At 61.6% G+C, this 17958-nt stretch carries 16 protein-coding genes; 9 read left to right on the top strand and 7 right to left on the bottom strand.

All coding sequences use genetic code 11. The features are described 5' to 3' along the window. Positions 1–238: 238 nt before the first annotated feature. Entirely contained in the window at positions 239–1294 is a 1056-nt protein-coding gene (locus tag C4J84_RS06820; RefSeq protein ID WP_124369924.1) for an alkene reductase, read from the bottom strand. Positions 1295–1320: 26 nt separating this feature from the next. Next, complete coding sequence (locus tag C4J84_RS06825; protein ID WP_124361685.1) at positions 1321–1662, bottom strand: helix-turn-helix transcriptional regulator; 342 nt, start codon at positions 1660–1662, stop codon at positions 1321–1323. 154 nt (positions 1663–1816) lie between these two features. Here C4J84_RS06825 and C4J84_RS06830 point away from each other — a divergent pair, with 154 nt between their 5' ends. After that, a complete protein-coding gene (locus C4J84_RS06830; RefSeq protein WP_124369925.1) occupies positions 1817–2401 on the top strand; it encodes an ACP phosphodiesterase in 585 nt (194 codons plus the stop codon). 113 nt (positions 2402–2514) lie between these two features. On the opposite strand, the gene C4J84_RS06835 is transcribed toward C4J84_RS06830, so the two are convergent. Both C4J84_RS06835 and olsB read right to left on the bottom strand, forming a co-directional pair. Further along, positions 2515–3306: a 1-acyl-sn-glycerol-3-phosphate acyltransferase gene (locus tag C4J84_RS06835; protein WP_124369926.1), complete on the bottom strand. Its 792-nt coding sequence runs from the start codon at positions 3304–3306 to the stop codon at positions 2515–2517. Then, entirely contained in the window at positions 3306–4061 is a 756-nt protein-coding gene (gene olsB, locus C4J84_RS06840; RefSeq protein WP_124361688.1) for an L-ornithine N(alpha)-acyltransferase, read from the bottom strand. The genes C4J84_RS06835 and olsB overlap by 1 nt, the downstream gene beginning before the upstream one ends. Before the next feature lie 185 nt (positions 4062–4246). On the opposite strand from olsB, the gene C4J84_RS06845 reads away from it, so the two are divergent. The 4 genes from C4J84_RS06845 (at position 4247) to C4J84_RS06860 (ending at position 7543) form a co-directional block, all read left to right on the top strand. After that, on the top strand, positions 4247–5320 hold the full coding sequence (locus tag C4J84_RS06845; protein WP_124369927.1) for a serine hydrolase: 1074 nt from the start codon (positions 4247–4249) through the stop codon (positions 5318–5320). Continuing rightward, on the top strand, positions 5317–5631 hold the full coding sequence (locus C4J84_RS06850) for an amidase (protein WP_124369928.1): 315 nt from the start codon (positions 5317–5319) through the stop codon (positions 5629–5631). Before C4J84_RS06845 ends, C4J84_RS06850 begins: the two co-directional genes overlap by 4 nt. A 171-nt stretch (positions 5632–5802) precedes the next feature. After that, positions 5803–6384 carry a YceI family protein gene (locus C4J84_RS06855; RefSeq protein WP_124369929.1) on the top strand — a complete coding sequence of 194 codons (582 nt, stop codon included), beginning with the start codon at positions 5803–5805 and terminating at the stop codon, positions 6382–6384. A 1-nt stretch (position 6385) separates the two neighbouring features. Continuing rightward, positions 6386–7543, top strand: a complete 1158-nt coding sequence (locus tag C4J84_RS06860) for a phosphatidylserine/phosphatidylglycerophosphate/cardiolipin synthase family protein (protein ID WP_124369930.1) — start codon at positions 6386–6388, stop codon at positions 7541–7543. A 30-nt stretch (positions 7544–7573) separates the two neighbouring features. On the opposite strand, the gene C4J84_RS06865 is transcribed toward C4J84_RS06860, so the two are convergent. Further along, a complete protein-coding gene (locus tag C4J84_RS06865; protein ID WP_164487765.1) occupies positions 7574–10516 on the bottom strand; it encodes an autotransporter domain-containing protein in 2943 nt (980 codons plus the stop codon). Positions 10517–10781: 265 nt separating this feature from the next. Then, entirely contained in the window at positions 10782–13073 is a 2292-nt protein-coding gene (bglX, locus tag C4J84_RS06870) for a beta-glucosidase BglX (RefSeq protein ID WP_124366183.1), read from the bottom strand. Positions 13074–13310: 237 nt separating this feature from the next. Here bglX and C4J84_RS06875 point away from each other — a divergent pair, with 237 nt between their 5' ends. The 4 genes from C4J84_RS06875 to C4J84_RS06890 all read left to right on the top strand — a co-directional run bounded on the left by C4J84_RS06875 (position 13311) and on the right by C4J84_RS06890 (position 16789). Further along, positions 13311–13922, top strand: a complete 612-nt coding sequence (locus tag C4J84_RS06875) for a LemA family protein (protein WP_124361693.1) — start codon at positions 13311–13313, stop codon at positions 13920–13922. 18 nt (positions 13923–13940) lie between these two features. Beyond that, positions 13941–14702 carry a YgcG family protein gene (locus tag C4J84_RS06880; RefSeq protein ID WP_124369932.1) on the top strand — a complete coding sequence of 254 codons (762 nt, stop codon included), beginning with the start codon at positions 13941–13943 and terminating at the stop codon, positions 14700–14702. A gap of 31 nt (positions 14703–14733) precedes the next feature. After that, positions 14734–15351: a TPM domain-containing protein gene (locus C4J84_RS06885; RefSeq protein WP_124366185.1), complete on the top strand. Its 618-nt coding sequence runs from the start codon at positions 14734–14736 to the stop codon at positions 15349–15351. 220 nt (positions 15352–15571) lie between these two features. Beyond that, positions 15572–16789 (top strand): SAM-dependent methyltransferase, encoded by a 1218-nt coding sequence (locus tag C4J84_RS06890; protein ID WP_124369933.1) that lies wholly within the window; start codon positions 15572–15574, stop codon positions 16787–16789. Between the two features lie 125 nt (positions 16790–16914). On the opposite strand, the gene C4J84_RS06900 is transcribed toward C4J84_RS06890, so the two are convergent. Then, positions 16915–17931, bottom strand: coding sequence for a DUF4917 family protein (locus C4J84_RS06900; RefSeq protein WP_124369935.1), 1017 nt, complete (start codon positions 17929–17931; stop codon positions 16915–16917). Between the last annotated feature and the right edge of the window lie 27 nt (positions 17932–17958).

Genomic DNA, 17958 nt, shown 5'->3' on the forward strand with positions numbered 1-17958 from the left:
TGCCTGATTGAAGGGATGACTTTATATACGCGCTGGCGGGCGGTTGATAGGTAGCGGCCTAAGTATTTTGTAGCGATTTTGTTGCGGTTCTGTGAAGCGATGTTTCCAAGGGACTACACACAGGCAAAATGTGGGAGGGGGCTTGCTCCCGATAGCAGTGGTTCAGTCAACACTTCATTGACTGACAAACCGCCATCGGGGGCAAGCCCCCTCCCACATTGTTCCATGTTTCAATCAGTTAGATCGGCAGCGTTGGGTAGTCGATATAGCCAACTGGCCCTTTACCGTAGAAGGTCTCCGGGTGCGGCTCGTTCAGTGGCGCATTGGCCTTCAAGCGTGCCGGCAGGTCCGGGTTGGCAATGAACGGTATGCCGAAGGCCACCGCATCGGCCTTGCCGGCGGCCAGCCAGGCGTTGGCGCTGTCTTTGGTGAAGCGTTCGTTGGCGATGTAGACGCCGCCGAAGGCTTTTTTCAGTTGGGGGCCGAGGCTGTCCGCGCCTTCTTTTTCACGGGCGCAGATAAAGGCGATGCCACGCTTGCCCAGTTCACTGGCCACGTAGGTGAAGGTTTCCGTCAGGTCGGCGTCACCCATATCGTGAGCGTCAGCACGCGGTGCCAGGTGCACGCCCACGCGGCCGGCACCCCAGACTTCGATGGCGGCATCGGTCACTTCCAGCAGCAGGCGCGCACGGTTTTCCAGGGAACCGCCGTACTGGTCGGTGCGCTGGTTGGTGCTGCTTTGCAGGAACTGGTCGAGCAGGTAGCCGTTGGCACCGTGGATTTCAACGCCGTCGAAACCGGCGGCCTTGGCGTTTTCGGCGCCGGTGCGGTAAGCGTCGACGATGTCGGCGATTTCAGCGGTTTCCAGGGCGCGTGGGGTCGGGTAGTCGGCCAGTGGGCGCACCAGGCTGACGTGGCCTTTGGGTTGGATCGCGCTCGGCGCCACCGGGGTTTCGCCGTTCAGGTACGACTCATGGGAGATACGACCGACGTGCCACAGTTGCAGGAAGATCTTGCCGCCCGCGCCGTGGATCGCCTTGGTCACATTGGACCAGCCGCGAACCTGGTCGTTGGACCAGATGCCCGGCGTGTCCGGGTAGCCCACGCCCATGGGCGTTACGGAGGTGGCTTCGCTGAGGATCAGCCCGGCGGATGCACGCTGCACGTAGTACTCGGCCATTAGCGCATTGGGCACGCGGCCGGCGTCGGCACGGCAGCGAGTCAGCGGCGCCATGATGATGCGGTTTTTCAGTTCCAGGTCGCCCAGTTTGATGGGATCGAAAATAGTCGGCATGTGAAAGCACCTTTGTCTCAAGTTGATCAGTGGGTCGTGGGGGCCAGCTCGGCATCGCCGGGGGCGCTGAGTTCGGTGAAGAGCGCAGTGAGGAAAGCTTGGATCACGTCCTCATTGCGTTTGAAAAAATGCCACTGCCCGGCCTTCTGGCTGGTGATCAAGCCCGCCCGTTGCAACGTCGCCAGGTGGGCCGACACGGTCGACTGGGACAAGCCGCAGCGCTGGTCGATCTGCCCGGCGCAGATGCCGTATTCGTGATTGTGCAGTTGCTCGGGAAATTGCACTTTCGGGTCTTTCAGCCAGGTGAGGATGTCTCGTCGTACTGGGTGCGCCAGGGCTTTTATTATGTCGTCGAGGTCGAAGGGCATGGCAGAGGCTCGGTGTCGTAAAACGTTATATCGCGATGAGGCGAACCTTAAATCGTTATATCCCGATATACCAATATGATTTTGCTCTGAGGTCAGTCGAATTGGATATATCGGGTTATAACGATACGCTGGCGGCAGTGGTAGACTGCGCGCCATGAATTATCTCGCACACTTGCACCTGGGCGGCCAACGGCCTGCGCAACTGCTGGGCAGCCTGTATGGCGACTTCGTCAAAGGCCGCTTGCAGGGCCAGTTCAGTCCCTCGATCGAAGCGGCGATCCAATTGCACCGTTCCATCGACCGCTTTACCGACAGCCACCCGTTAGTAGGGGAGGCGTTGTCGCGCTTCAGTCTGACCCGCAGGCGCTATGCCGGGATCGTGCTCGATGTGTTTTTTGACCATTGCCTGGCGCGGGACTGGGCGCGGTATGCCGACCAACCGCTGGAGCACTTCACCGCGCAGGTGTACCGCGTACTGGCGGCCGAACCGCAGTTGCCGGGACGGTTGGCACAGATTGCGCCGTATATGGCGGCGGATGATTGGTTGGGCTCTTATCGTGAGTTTGCAGTGATGGAGCAGGTGTTGCGCGGGATTTCGCGGCGGTTGACCCAGCCTGAGGAGTTGGGTTATGCGATGCAGGAGTTGCGTGTGTTGTATGAGCCGCTGAGTGAGGATTTTAGTGAGTTCTACCCAGAGCTACAGGCATTCGCAAGCATCCAACTGACCACCCAAAACTGAATGTGGGAGGGGGCTTGCTCCCGATAGCAGTGTGTCAGTCAGCTTATCTATAGCTGACTCCTCGCTATCGGGAGCAAGCCCCCTCCCACATTTGGAACAGTGTATGGCTCATATCAGGCGGCGATGGCTGGTCGCTCCGCTACCTGTTCAGTCTCCGGCAACGGCCCAAACAACGCTCTCTGCACCGCCTGCTGCGCCTGATACGCCAGCGCCGCGCGTTCCTGCCCGGCGCAGGCAATCGGCTTGAGCAGGTGAATCTCCACATCGCCCTGGTCATGGGCAAACAGCCGCATCAGGTGCGACAGCAGATCATCGTCGCCAATGAACGGTGCCAGTGCGTCCACCTCGCCATTGCGCAGATAACGAATCGCCACCGGCTGCAGCGACACGTCCGCATCGATCGCACTGGCCAACAACCGCCCGTGAAACGTGCGCAGGCTGCGACCGTCCGTGGTGGTGCCTTCGGGGAACATCAACAGCGGGTGCTGTTGCTCCAGGTGACGGGTCATCTGTTTGCGAATCAACTGGCTGTCACCCGAGCCACGGCGGATGAACAGGCTGCCGGCCTTCGCCGCCAACCAGCCGGCCACCGGCCAGGTGCGCACTTCGGCTTTGGACAGGAACGACAGCGGCGTCACCATGCCCAGCAGTGGAATATCCGTCCAGGACACATGATTGCTCACCCACAGCATCGGCGTTTGCGGCAACTGGCCGTGCACCGTCACGCGAAAGGGCAGGGCGTGGGTCAACCGCGCCATGAAGAACCGCGACCAACGCTGGCGTCGCACCATCGAATTGGCCACGCCCAAACGCTCGAACAGGCCAAACACACTGGCCATGGTCAAGCCCAGCGCCACCACCAGCAGCACCCGGGCGATGCGCCCGTACACGCGCAGGCGGCCCATCACATGGCTGCCTTGAAGTGGCGCGCATAGCGCGGGCACAGCTCATCGCGCTTGAGCAGGATGAACACGTCGGCCACCTGGAAGTCTTCATCCCAGCACGGCTCGCCGCAAATCTTCGCCCCCAGGCGCATATAAGCCTTGAGCAGCGGTGGCATTTCGGCGATGACGTTGGACGGCAGGTCCATCGCCGGCAGGGGCTTTTTCGGCTCGGCGCGCAGGTGTTCATTGCACAGGTAGCGCTCGCGCAGACGCTGCATGATTGCGTGGGCCTGGATGCCGCCGTCGTGCATCGGGATGCTCGCGCACCCCATCAGGTAGCTGTAGCCGCCCTCGTTGAGCACCTCGGCCAACTCGCCCCAGAGCACCGCGATGGTGCCGCCGTTGCGGTAGGCCGGGTCGACGCAGGTACGGCCGATTTCCAGGATCGGGCCCTGCAAGTGCAGCAGCCCATGCAGGCTGAATTCCTCTTCGCTGTAGAACCGGCCCAAGGTGCTGGCGGCCTGGTGATCGAGCAAACGGGTGGTGGCCACCAGTCGACCGCTGTTTAAGTCACGCACGCCGATGTGGCTGCAGTGAACATCATAGTCATCCATGTCCAGACCCAGTTCCGCGCCTTTCAGCTTGGCGTTGAACTCGCCGCTGAACACGTTGAACCGCAGGGCCTGGGCTTCCTGCAAGGCCGCGGCGCCAATCAGGCGTTCGGCTTGCAGGCGGCGTTCATTGCCGGTGTCGCTGATGCGGGCGAGCTGAGTCATAGCGAGTCTCCGAGTGCCGGCCAGGTTGTGCGGCCAGTCGACTTTGTTGTCCAAACTCAGGCTATGTAGGCTCGGTGTCATCTCCATGAAGTTACGGTGACGGTTGGATGACAGGCCCCTTGTCGTCAATCTGTCATCGGCCTGGATTAGGCTCGCGGGCTTGAATGCCCCTTGAGTTTGCGTCCATGGTCAGAGGCCTGCTGTGCGTTGTCTTGTTATTCATCACCGTGAGTGCACGTGCTGAAACCTGGCCTGGCCATGACTGGGTGACGGGCAGGTTGATCGAAGGTCCTGCTGTCGACGCGCTGAATGCCTACGCATTCCCGCCCCGTGACGACAACACTCGCCAAGGTATTCGTACCGACGCGCTGCTGGTAATCCGCGACGGCCAGATCATCTATGAACGCTACGCAGCACCCACTAGCGCCAGCACGCCGCACCTGACCTGGTCGGTCAGCAAAAGCCTGATGGCGACCGTACTGGGGGTGGCCTACGGCGAAAACCGCTTCAAACTGAACGACCCCGCCGCGCGCTTTTACCCACCGATGAAGCAGCACCCCAAGGTGACGATGGCCGACCTGCTGCACTGGGCCTCGGGCCTGGACTGGCAGGAAGACTATGAATACGCGCCGCTCAAATCCTCGGTAGTGGCGATGCTCTACACCCGTGGCCGCGCCGATATGGCGCAATTCGCGGCCGAGACCGAGGCCGCCGATGCACCCGGCCAGGCTTTTCGTTACTCCAGCGGCGACAGCAATATTCTGTCGGCCGCGCTCAAAGGCATGCTCGGGCACAAGGCTTATATGAGCTACCCGTGGGAGGCGTTGTTCAAGCCATTGGGCATTCGCACTGCAACCTGGGAAACCGATGCCGACGAGACGTTTGTCGCCTCATCCTATGCCTACCTCACTGCCCGCGATCTGGCACGGGTCGGGCTGTTGATGGCGCGGGACGGGCGTTGGGAAGAACGACAATTGCTGCCCAAGGAGTGGGTCGCGTTCAATCGCCAACCCTTCGCCCACTACAAAACGGGCCAGGATGAAGCCGTGCCAGGCGGGCAATGGTGGCTCAACCAGGGCACCCCCGCACCCTGGCCCGACGCACCGGCCGACACCTTCGCCGCATTGGGGCACTGGGGCCAGGCGCTGTTCGTGCTGCCCGACGAACACTTGGTCATCGTGCGCTACGGCGATGACCGCGACGGCAGCTACCGACATAACGAACTGCTCAAACGCGTGCTGGCGGCGGTGCGATCATGATTCGGCGCCATCCGCTTATCAGCGTTTTGCTGCTGTTGTTGCTCGTGTTGTTGGGCTGGGTGTGGCATGAGCGCATCAACCTGCAAGCCTTTCCCGACATCATCGCGGCGTACACGGCCAAGGAGTATTGCTCGTGTCGCTATGTGGAAAACCAACCCGCCGACTACTGCCGTGGCTATGTGAAGCAATACGTGCCGACCAGCGCTTTCAGTGATAATCCCGAGCGCAGTGAAGTGACGGCGAGTGGGCTGGGACGTACGCACACGGCACGGTGGCTGGGCGATCGTCAGGGCTGTCGCCTGTACCCCTGAATATACACATCACCCCTGTGGGAGGGGGCTTGCCCCCTATGGCAGCGTGTCAGTCACAGGATGAGTTGCTGACCCACCGCTATCGGGGGCAAGCCCCCTCCCACATTGGATTTGCGCCGTTCGTGAGATTGCGCTTAAGGTTCATCCAGATTTTTTGCCCCATGAGCCTTTATGTTCAATCTCAAACCTTTGGTCTTTGCACTGCTGACCTGTGCCGCTGTGCCTGCCCATGCCGACTGGTACCTGGATAACGAGTCTTCACGCCTGTCCTTCGTCACCACCAAAAACACCGAAATCGCCGAAGTGCAGCGCTTCCTCGTGCTGCACGGCAAGGTCGACAGCCAGGGCGCGGCCCAGGTCCAGGTGGAGCTGGAGTCGATCAACAGTGGTGTCCCGCTACGTGACGAGCGCATGCGCAAAGAGTTGTTCGAGATCAAGCAGTTTCCCGAAGCGTTGATCAGCACCCAGATCAACCTGCAACCGATCAATGACCTGGCCTCTGGCGCGCAACTGGAGTTGCGCCTGCCGCTGAGCATCACCTTGCATGGCAAGACCCAGACCTACACGGCCGAGCTATTGGCCACGCGCCTGGATGACCGGCGCTTCCAGGTGGTGACCCTGGAGCCGGTGGTGCTGCATGCCGAGGATTTTGACCTCGCGCCAGGCGTGGCCGCGCTGCGCAAGGTCGCAGGTCTTAAATCGATCAGTTTGTCGGTGCCGGTGGGTGCGGTGCTGATCTTTACGGCGCGCTGACGTGGGCGGCGCGGTGTTCCCGTGGCGCAGCGCCAACCGTTTCGAGTTGCTGATCGACGGGCCGAGTTTCTTCCCGCAGATGTTGGCCGGGATTGCGCGGGCTGAGCAGCAGGTCGATCTGGAGTTGTACCTGGTGGAAGCCGGCGCCTGCGCCGAAGCGATGGTGCAGGCGCTGGTGCTCGCGGCTGAACGCGGTGTGCAGGTGCGTTGCCTGTTCGATGATTACGGCAGCCTGGCGTTTACCCTCGGGCTGCGCAAGCGCCTGACCGACGCGGGTGTGGAGCTGCGGTTCTACAACCGCCTGAGCTGGCGGCGCTGGATGCGCAACCTGTACCGTGACCACCGCAAGGTGTTGTTGGTCGACCAGGGTATCGCGGTGGTTGGCGGCACCGGTGTGACGGATGAGTTCTGGACGCCGGGCCAGGACACCGCCGACTGGCATGAAGTGATGGTGCAGATCAGCGGTCCGCTGGTGCTGGATTGGCAGGCGCTGTTCGATCGTCAATGGCACGCCAACGCCGCCCGCCGCGAGTGGAAGCCCGCCACCCACTTTGGTTTGCCGCGTTTGCCCAAGGTGCCCGCGACCGGGCCGGGCCTGGGGCGGGTTGCCTATGCCGACGCCCGTCAGCATCGCGATATCCTGCAGTCGCTGATCCGCGCCTTGAACAGCAGCCAGCAGCGGATCTGGTTGGCCACCCCGTACTTCCTGCCGACCTGGAGCGTGCGTCGCGCGTTACGCCGGGCGGCGGGGCGCGGCGTCGATGTACGCCTGCTGCTCACCGGCCCGCGTACCGACCACCCATCCGTACGTTACGCCGGGCACCGTTATTACCCACGGTTGCTGCGCTCGGGGGTGCAGATCTTTGAATACCAGCCGTGCTTTTTGCACCTGAAGATGGTGCTGGTGGACGATTGGGTGAGCATCGGCTCGTGCAATTTCGACCACTGGAATCTGCGCTTCAACCTGGAGGCCAACCTCGAAGCGTTGGACCCTGAGTTGACGCAGGCTGTGGCTGGCAGTTTCGAGCGCGATTTCGCCCAGAGCCAGGCGATGAGCCTGCAGGCATGGAAGGCGCGGCCGCTGTGGCGGCGGGTGAAGCAGAGGTTGTGGGGGTGGGTCGACAGGTTGGTGGTCAACCTGTTGGATCGGCGAGGGTAGGGTGCCCCCCGCCTTTGGTTACTTACGCGGTTAGAACTGCAACGAATACTGCGCCGTGATGTTCTGGTCCCGTGAACGCTCGCCGCGCTGTTGGCTGAAAGCCAGGTCCAGCGCGCTGTTGCGGCTCAGGCGTGCGGTGGCGCCCAGCTCCAGTCGTGTGCTGAGCCGATCCAGCGGGGCGCCGTTCACCTTAAAGGTGTAGCCGTCTTCCCAGGCCACTTGAGCCGCCGATTGTCGATCGCCGCCAGCATGGGTATAGGCCAGGCCGCCACGCAGTCTCAACCATGACGGGCCAGTCTGTGCCTGGGCCAAGTCGAGGTTCACGCGCACGCCGCCGGTGGTCAGCTTGACACTGTCGTTCGCGCGTTGGCCGCGCAGTGACGCCATGCCGCCGCGTTCGGTGAAGCCGTCGCTGCGCTGCTGCACAGTGGCCAGTTGCAGGTAGGGCTGCCAATCCCAGAAACCGTGATTGAAGCGATAGTTGGCTTCGGCGAACGCCTGCACGGTACGGCTGGTGTAGTCGGCAGACAGCCGATTCTCCACGCCTGGGAAGCTGACTCGGCGCTTGGTTGCGATCTGATGCTGCGCATAGGCGATGCCGCCGTACAGGCCCAGAGCGTCCCAGGTGTGCCCCACGTGCAGGCCCAATTGGTAGCTGTCGACACTCGCCTTACCGCGAGCGCCGGCCTTCACGTCGCCAGTGCTGCTGCCCGCAACCAGCCCCACGCGTGTGCCTTGTTCCAGCCGGTGATCGAACCCGACCAACAGGCCTGTGCTGCTGTGGGACGCGCGGGCGGTGTTGCTATTGCCTTGCAGTTGGCCGGTCTGGCGTGGCAGTTGCACCCAGGCGCCCTCGTTCAGTGCTTCGGCCTCGGTAGCGCTACGACCATGGGCGTTACGCTGCCGGTCGAGTACGGCTTCACGCACTACCCGGCTGTTTTCGATCAGTGCCGCTTGGGTACTGGCATGCAGCTCGCCGCTCAGTTGGTCCAAGGCCGAGGGGGCCTGCTCGGGGAACAGTGCGGTGAGGCGCTGCAGCAGCGGGGTCGGCGCAGCTTGAGCATCGGCAGCCGTGGCGACGGCGCGTTGGTTGGTGGTGTTTGCCGCAGAAGCCAGTGGCCTTCCACGGGCAAACTCGACCAGCAGGTTATTGGCTTGCTTGACTTGGGACACGCTGAGAAAGGGCGAGAACTCTCGATGGTCGATCGCGGCAAACTCGCCGCTCACGGCACCTTTTGCCTGGAGGATGCTGTATTGCTGGCCCAATGGGTAGGTGCCGGGTTGTGCGCTCAGGTACAGCGTGCCGCCGTTGACAGTGGCCTGGTTATCGACCTGCAGTTTTGCCGGCCGGCCCTGGGCGACCAGCTCGGCCATCAGGGTTGCGCCGGGTGCTTGACGGTAGTCACCCTCGACGGCCAAAGAGCCGTTCAGGCGCAGAACGCCGCCTTCGAGGTTCACATCGCCCTTGAGGGTGTTGTTGCCGGCCAGCTCCAGAATACCTGCGTTGAGCGTGGCCCCGGCAAAGCTGTTATTGCCGCTCAAGCGTAACCAGCCGGCGCCGCTTTTTTCCAGGCGCCCGGGGCCGCTGATATCGTTGCGCCAGTCGTCCCATGCGACGCCTTGCCATACCACCGCGCCGCCGGCGGGGCGGTCCATGTTTACCTGTGTGTCCACCCGCAGTAGGCCGGGCCCGTCGATGGCTTTTTTCAGATCTATCAGGCCCCAGCCGTACACATCGTCGACGCCAGGCTCACCCAGGTCGGTGGCGGTGGTCAGCAACACATCGCGGATGTGCGGGTTGTCGAGGTAAGGGAAGCGCTCGATCAGCAATGCCAGTGCACCTGTTACGTGAGGCGCGGCGATGGAGGTTCCGGAAGCGGTGAAGTCTGTAAATTCGAGTTTGTCGCCGGTCACTGTAAAGCCGTCGGCGTCGCCTTCGTTGTCGTAGTGGGTTTCGGTGTGTATGGCCCCTGTTACCCCGGCAGAAGTGATATCCGTTCCCGGCGCCGCCAGGCACCAGTCCTTGCTGAAGCCACAGCGGTACGAACCATCGCTCAAGGTCAGCGCCTGGTTGACGTTGACCACGGTCAACCAATAGCGCTCGAGTTCGGCGACCGCGCGCGGCAGACTCGAATGAACCCCAGCAAAGGGTGCTGCTCGTGGTGTTGCGTTGGGGGTAAGTGTATTGCCCGCCGCCCATACCTGGAGCATGCCGTATTTGACGGAGGCGTCGGCTATGGCTCTGAGCTCTGCATAGCTGCGGGTATGGGTTTGATCCAATTCCTCGTCCAGTGCCGCCTCATCTGCCAAGGGGACTGTAGGCCCCCAGCTATGGTTGACGACTCGCACATTTTGCTCGTGCAGTTGGGCGTAGGCGGCGTTGACTGCCTCCGGTGTTGGATGGGTGACGCTGTACGGCCGCACACCGGGGCCGTCCTGGTAAGTGTTGCTGAATCTGCGCAACGCACTCACATTGGCCCCGAAGGCTACGCCATGGGCCCCGGCGCCATTTCGGTTGGCGAGTATGTTGGCGGCCACGAAGGTGCCGTGCCATTCATAGCGAGCTCCTGTGTTTCTAAGATAGTCATCCACTTGTTCGCGGGTGAAATCACCGTTGACGATTTCCTCCTCTAATGCGACCAAGGCTTCAGGCGGCAGAGCCTCAAGCACATGCGCGGCGGAACGATCACCCTCGCTGAAGAAGCAGCCACCGAACAGCACCGTATCGCTTTTACATCCGGGGTCTGCCAGGCGCACGCCGGAATGCGGTTTGCCGGCAAACTCGTCATGGCGCAAGTCGCTGCCGGAATCATAAACCCCCACTTGCACGCCCGCGCCACTCAACCCCCGGGCATAAGCGTAATCGGCACCGATGGCGCCCAGCCCCCAGCTTTTTTTGAACTCATCGCTGCGCCAGCTGGCGGCGTCGTGCAATCGACCCTGTTCGCTGTAGCTCGCGGCTTCAACGGGCATGCCCGGCAGACTCCCGAGCATGCACAGCGCGAGTGCTTTTCGCTTGAGCGCTGAGTAAAAAAGGATGTTGTAAATGGCCCGTGGGACGTTTTTCGTCGGCGACATAGTCCACCTGCACACTGATTTAGGGCAGACAGAGTGCGCGAGCAGGCAGGGGGTGGGATGTCGGAGGAAGCTGGGACTGTGGAACGAAACTTGACTTTATGTCGACGGCGACAGGTGTGGGTGCAAGCCCCCTCTCGCGCGAAAGAGGGGGCTGCGTGGGTTACAGCAACTCGAAAGTCTGCTGCTGCACAGCCTGGGAGTCCAGCCCGATCTGTACATTGAACTCACCCGGTTCTGCGGCGAATTTGAGCTGGCTGTTGTAAAACTTCAAATCTTCCTCGGTAATGCTGAAGTGCAGCGTGCGCTCCTCTCCCGCCTTGAGCATGACTTTCTGGAAGTTCTTCAGCTCTTTCACCGGGCGGATCATCGAGCCGGCTACGTCCTGGATGTACAGCTGCACCACGGTTTCGCCATCGACCTTGCCGGTGTTTTTCAGCGTGACGCTGGCGTCGAGCTTGCCGGTCTTGTTCAGGGTGGTGGACGACAGCGCCATGTCCGACAGGCTGAACGTGGTGTAGCTCAGGCCATAGCCAAACGGAAACAGCGGGCCGGTGGTGTCATCGAAGTACTGCGAGGTGTAGTTGCCCGGTTTGCCCGGCGTGAACGGCCGGCCGATGCTCAGGTGGTTGTAGTAGGTGGGAATCTGCCCCACCGAACGCGGGAAGGTGATCGGCAGTTTGCCCGACGGGTTGTAGTCGCCGAATAGCACGTCGGCAATGGCGTTGCCGCCTTCGGTGCCGGCGAACCAGGTTTCCAGGATGGCGTCGGCCTGTTGGTTTTCCTCGAGAATCGACAGCGGCCGGCCATTCATCAGCACCAGTACCAGCGGCTTGCCGGTGGCTTTTAGGGCCTTGATCAGGTCCCGTTGGCTTTGTGGAATGTTCAGGTCGGTACGGCTGGAGGACTCGTGGGACATGCCACGGGACTCGCCCACGGCGGCCACGACGACGTCCGCATTCTGGGCCGCCTTGACCGCCTCATCGATCAACACTTGCGGCGCACGCTTGTCATCCACCACTTCCGGGGCGTCGAAGTTGAGGAAGTTGAGGTAGTCGACCACTGCCTTGTCGTTGGTGATGTTGGCGCCGCGGGCGTAGATGATTTTGCCTTTATCGCCGATCACGGCGTTCATGCCATCCAGCAACGTCACCGACTGCTCCGGTTTGCCGGCGGCGGCCCAGCTGCCCATCATGTCGATCGGCGCCTTGGCCAGCGGGCCGACCAGCGCGATGGTCGCGGATTTTTTCAGCGGCAGCGTCTGGTTCTGATTCTTCAGCAACACCAGGCTGCGGCGCGCGATGTCACGCGCGTCGGCACGGTGCAGGCGGCTGTCGGCATAGGTATCGGCCGGGTCATCCTCGGCCTTGCCGATGCGCAGGTACGGGTCCTTGAACAGGCCCATGTCGTACTTGGCGCCGAGCACTTCGCGCACGGCGTTGTCGATGTCGCTCTGTTCGATCTCGCCGGACTTGAGCAGCCCCGGCAGTTCCTTGCCGTACAGCGTGTCGTTCATGCTCATGTCGATGCCGGCCTTGATCGCCAGTTTGGCGGCTTCACGCCCGTCCTTGGCCACGCCGTGCTTGATCAGTTCGAAGATCGCACCGTGGTCGCTCACGGCCAGGCCCTTGAAGCCCCAGTCCCTGCGCAGCAGGTCGTTCATCAGCCAGGTGTTGGCGGTGGCGGGCACGCCGTTGATCGAGTTGAGCGCTACCATCACGCCGCCGGAACCGGCCTTGATCGCCGCGTGGTAGGGCGGCAGGTAGTCCTGGTACATCTTGACCGGGCTCATGTCGACCACGTTGTAATCGCGCCCGCCCTCTACCGCGCCGTACAGGGCGAAGTGCTTGACGCTGGCCATGATGCTGTCGGCGTTCGCGGCGCTGGCGCCCTGGAACGCCTTGACCATGACTTCGGCAATGCGCGACACCAGGTACGTGTCTTCGCCGAAGCCTTCGGAGGTGCGGCCCCAGCGCGGGTCACGGGAGATGTCGACCATCGGCGCGAAGGTGATGTCGAGGCTGTCGGCGGCGGCTTCCTGGGCGGCGATGCGCCCGGAGCGGCCGATGGCGTCCATGTCCCAGCTGGAGGCCAGGGCCAGGCTGATCGGGAAAATCGTGCGGTGGCCGTGGATCACGTCGTAGGCGAAGAACATCGGGATCTTCAACCGGCTGCGCATCGCCGCGTCCTGCATCGGCCGGTTTTCCGGGCGAGTGATGGAGTTGAACGTGCCACCGATGCGGCCGGCGGCGATTTCCTTGCGGATCAGCTCGCGGGGCATTTCCGGGCCGATGCTGATCAGGCGCAATTGGCCGATCTTTTCATCGAGGGTCATCTGCTTGAGCAGGTCGCTGACGAAGGCGTCCTTGTCGTCAAGCGCAGCAGGCTTTGTTTCTGCCCATGCGGGGTGGCTGGCCAGAGTGGCAACAAGGCCGAGCAAACACAGCTTCTTCATGAATATCCTTTTTCGGCTCACTGCACAGCGGTCAGGCTGATCGGCCAAAATGTGGGGAGCGTCTATTGTTGTTCGGGTGTTGTTCAGATAAATGCAGCACACTCTGAACTCTTTTTCGCGCTGGGCATCTTTGTAGCTGATTGGCTCGAAGCATTCCAGTGGTGGCGGATTATGCCCCAAGCGCGTGGTTTATAGGGTTAGTCATCACATTCCATCCAGATTGGCAGGAGATACACCATGCAAGCAGCACAAGGTTACCGCTGGGGCTTGAAAGCCGCGGCGCTGTTATTGATCAGCAGCGTATTGAGCGGTTGCGGCATCAACAACATTCCGACCCTCGACGAACAGGCCAAGGCGGCCTGGGGCCAGGTGCAGAACCAGTACCAACGCCGTGCCGACCTGATCCCCAACCTGGTGGAAACGGTGAAGGCCTATGCCGCCCATGAGCAGGACACCCTGACCGCGGTGATTGAAGCGCGGGCCAAGGCCACCTCGATCCAGGTCGATGCCAGCACCCTCGACAACCCGGAAAAACTCAAGCAGTTCCAGCAAGCCCAGGACGGCCTCAGCGGCGCACTCAGCCGTTTGATGGTGGTGTCCGAACGCTATCCGGACCTGAAAGCCAACCAGAACTTCCTGGCCCTGCAATCGCAGCTCGAAGGGACTGAAAACCGTATCGCCGTGGCCCGTCGCGATTTTATCCAGACCGTGCAGGCCTACAACACCGAAATCCGCACCTTCCCAGGCCGCCTGTGGCACAGCGTGATGTACAGCGACTTGCCGATCCGCGCCACGTTTGAAGCCACCAGTGCCGATGCCGATAAGGCGCCGCAGGTGAAGTTCAAATAACGCTGCCTTGAGGTGTCGATGCGTTTATTACGGATAGGCCTGGCGCTGTGGCTGCTGGCCTGCGTGGGCATGGCCCAGGCGGCCCTGACCTTCCCGGCGTTGACCGGGCGGGTGGTGGACAACGCCCAGCTGATCGACCCGGCGGTGCGCCAGCAACTGACGCAGCAATTGCAGGCGCTGGAACAGACCTCCGGTGACCAGATCGTGGTGGTCACCGTGCCCGACCTGCAGGGCGTGCCGATTGAAGACTACGGTTATCAATTGGGCCGCCAGTGGGGGATCGGCCAGAAGGGCAAGGACAACGGCGCGCTGTTGATCGTCGCCCGTGACGAGCGCAAGTTGCGCATCGAAGTTGGCTACGGCCTGGAAGGCGTGCTGACGGATGCGCAGTCCTGGGTGATCATCAACCAGGTGATCGCGCCCAAGTTCAAGGCCGGCAATTTCAGCCAGGGCATCAGCGACGGTGTCGCGGCGATGATCCAGGTGGTGGGCGGTGAACCGCTGGCCGTGCCGGCCCGTGTGGCGGATCCGTGGTCCGCGCCGAAGGACAATCCCGCGCTTTCCATCGGTTTCTTCATCCTGCTGATCGGCGTGTTGTGGCTGTGTCATCGCATGGGCCTGCCGGTGGGCACTATCCTGCTGGTTATCCTCAGCCTCATCGGGCATGGTGGGGGCGGCGGTGGTGGCGGTGGCGGCGGTGGTAGTGGGGGAGGCGGCGGCGGTGGTTTTCGCGGCGGCGGTGGTGGTTTCGGCGGTGGCGGGGCGTCGGGCGGCTGGTAATGACAATAACGAGAAAAGAGCATCTACAACCATGGCATTACTGACTGAACACGAGCAGCGCCAAGTGGCCGAAGCGATCGCCCGGGTCGAGCAACAGACCGACGCCGAGCTGGTCACGGTGCTGGCTGCACGCGCCGATGACTACGCCTACATTCCGTTGCTGTGGGCCAGCCTGATCGCATTGGTGGTACCCGGGGTGGTGCATTACCTGTCGGGCTACCTGACCATGTACACCTTGTTGTTGGCGCAGTGGGCGACCTTCATTGTGTTGTGCCTGCTGTTTCGTCTGCCCAAGGTCACCACCCGCTTGATCCCTCGCTCGGTCCGCCACTGGCGCGCCTCGAACCTGGCACGCCGCCAGTTCCTCGAGCAGAACCTGCACCACACGCTGGGCAGCACCGGTGTGCTGATTTTTGTCAGCGAGGCCGAGCGTTATGTGGAAATCCTGGTGGATGAAGGCATCTCCAAACAGCTGGATGACAGCAATTGGGATGGCATCGTCAAGGCATTCACCCAGCAGGTGAAGCAGGGGCAGACGTTGGCCGGGTTCATTGCCTGCATCGAGGCGTGTGGGGAATTGCTCAAGGTGCATGTGCCGGTGACGCAGACGCGTAATGAACTGCCGAACCGTCTGGTCGTACTCGAATAGCCCAGCCAACAAAATTCCAAATGTGGGAGGGGGCTTGCTCCCGATGAGGGTGTGTCAGCTATAGATAAGCTGGCTGACACACCGCTATCGGGAGCAAGCCCCCTCCCACATTTGGATCTACTTTGGCTGTTGGAACGTACCATTGGTCAAATAACTCCGTGCCCTGGCCAGTTATCCCCCCTAAAATGCCCCGCATTCTTTGTCCGAGGCGCTTTTGTTCATGTCCGTCACCGCTCAACCTGCCAGCCCTGCGCCGGATCATCACGCCCAGTTCATCGAACTGCTGAGCGCAAGCCTGGCGCAGAACGCCTTCATCAAGCTGGTGCTGGCCAAATACGTGGGCACGGAAGCCGAACTGCAGCGGCTGATCATCAAGCCCGTGACGGTCAAGGAGCAGCCCTGCCTGTCCTTCGTATACCGCTACAAGACCCGCGACATTACCAAGAATTTCCCACTGGCGGACGGCGTGGCGGCGATTGCCGAGCTGCTGCCAGCCTCGTTCAAGAACGCACACTTGTTGTCGCTGACGGACGAAGCCCAGCTGGAATACAGCAAGAAGAACAAAAGCTCGCTGTTCAAAAGCAAGCCGCAACAATTGCGTGAGGCGCCATCTGCCGAGCATAACCGCGAGAAAAATCGCTTCCTCGACCTGAGCCGGCCGTTCCTTGCCGATCTGGGCGTGACCGACGCCAGCCAAGCGCTGATCCCGTCGATGTCGCGCAAGTGGAAGCAGATCAACAAGTTCATCGAAGTGTTCAGCCATGCGCTGACAGCCTCACCGTTGCAGCTGGACCAACCGGTGCGCGTCGCCGATTTCGGCTCGGGCAAGGGCTACCTCACGTTCGCGATCCATGACTACCTGCGCAACACCCTCAAGGCCGAAGGCGAAGTGACCGGTGTCGAGCTGCGTCAAGACCTGGTGACCCTGTGCAACGCCGCCGCCGCACGCCTGGAACACCCAGGGCTGGTATTCAAGTGCGGCGACGTGCGCAGCGTCGCGCCGAGCGAGCTGGACGTAATGATCGCCCTGCATGCGTGCGATATCGCCACCGACTACGCGATTCACACCGGCATCCGTTCCGGCGCGTCGATCATCATGTGCTCACCGTGCTGCCACAAACAGATTCGCCTGCAGATCCAGAGCCCGGTGCTGCTCAAGCCAATGCTGCAATACGGCCTGCACCTGGGCCAACAGGCAGAAATGGTCACCGACAGCTTGCGCGCCTTGTATCTCGAAGCCTGTGGCTATGAAACCAAAGTATTTGAGTTCATCTCGCTGGAGCACACCAACAAGAACAAGATGATCCTGGCGATCAAGCGCACGCAGCCGTTGGATAACGCGCAACTGCTGGGGAAAATTCAGGAGCTGAAGGCGTTCTACCACATCACCGAACATTGCCTGGAAACCCTGCTGCGCGCCGATAGTTTCTTGAACTAAGCGCGGGGCCCATGTGGGAGGGGGCTTGCTCCCGATGGCGGTGTGTCAGCCGACACATTCATTGGCTGATCCACCGTTATCGGGAGCAAGCCCCCTCCCACATTTGGCCTTCTTCGTTCACTGGATCAGTGTTCGACTGGCACCGACAGCGCCGGATTACCCAGTGGATGAGTACGCGCGGCAAAGAATTTCAGTTCCATGCCGGTGCCTTGGAATAACTGCGAATACCGCTGCTTCTGCTGACGAATAAACCCGTCGCTGCGCCCCGATACCGAAATCGCCAGGGTGGTGATGCTGGCCTGGCGGATCGCATCCACCAAGTGTTTATCCTGCGGCCCCAGGCCATGGCCGAAGATGCACAGCGCGCCTTCGTGGGTGAGCAACTGTTCATAACAGAACGACAGATAATCCGAACTGCGGATGGTCTTGAGCTTCTCGTGCACCGGGCCTTCACTGACGAACAGCGGCACGTCGTCCAGGGTCTTGATCGTGTTGTTGATCGCGAAACTGCTGAGCAATGTGCTGTCGGTGGACGGCAGTTTGCGCGCGGTGCCGTCGAGGTTGCGCACCAGGTGCAGGCCGCCGTGCAGGTACAGGATACGCGTGGCGTCGGTGCGAGTATCGCGCAGGTCGAAGCTTGAATCGGCGCTGCGGAACAGGTCGTCGATACCCGGCGTGTGCAGGATCGCCCAGTAGTTGAGCAGGTCGTAGTTGCTGGTGAAGACCGTAGCGTAGCGGGCCATTTCGGTGTTCAGGGCCGTCAGGGTCGAGGGCTGCACCAGGCGCCAGGGGATGTGCACGGCGTGGATCGTATTGATCAGCGCTTCCTTGATCGCATAGTAGCGATTGCGTGGCGCCGCCGAGCTGACCGCCAGGGCCTTGTTGACGCGGCTGGTGGTTTTCAGCGCACCAAGGGCCTGCTCGAAACTGCGGGTTTGCAGCGCGTCGAATACGCTGAGTTCGGATTGACCCAGGGGTTTTTCTTCCACTGTGCGGGCGTTTTCAAACAGTGAGTCGTAGGCAAAGTCTTCCCAAATCGTGCGGCTTGCGCCGTTGCCGATCAGAATCCCGTTGAAGTCGATGGCGCCGCGCAGTGCGCTCCAGTCTTCAAGGTGGGCGTCAATATCCTGGAAATCCTTCATTGCGGCGGGTCTACTCGAAATCGGCTG

The organism is Pseudomonas sp. R11-23-07 (assembly GCF_003852295.1).
Classification (GTDB): Bacteria; Pseudomonadota; Gammaproteobacteria; order Pseudomonadales; family Pseudomonadaceae; genus Aquipseudomonas.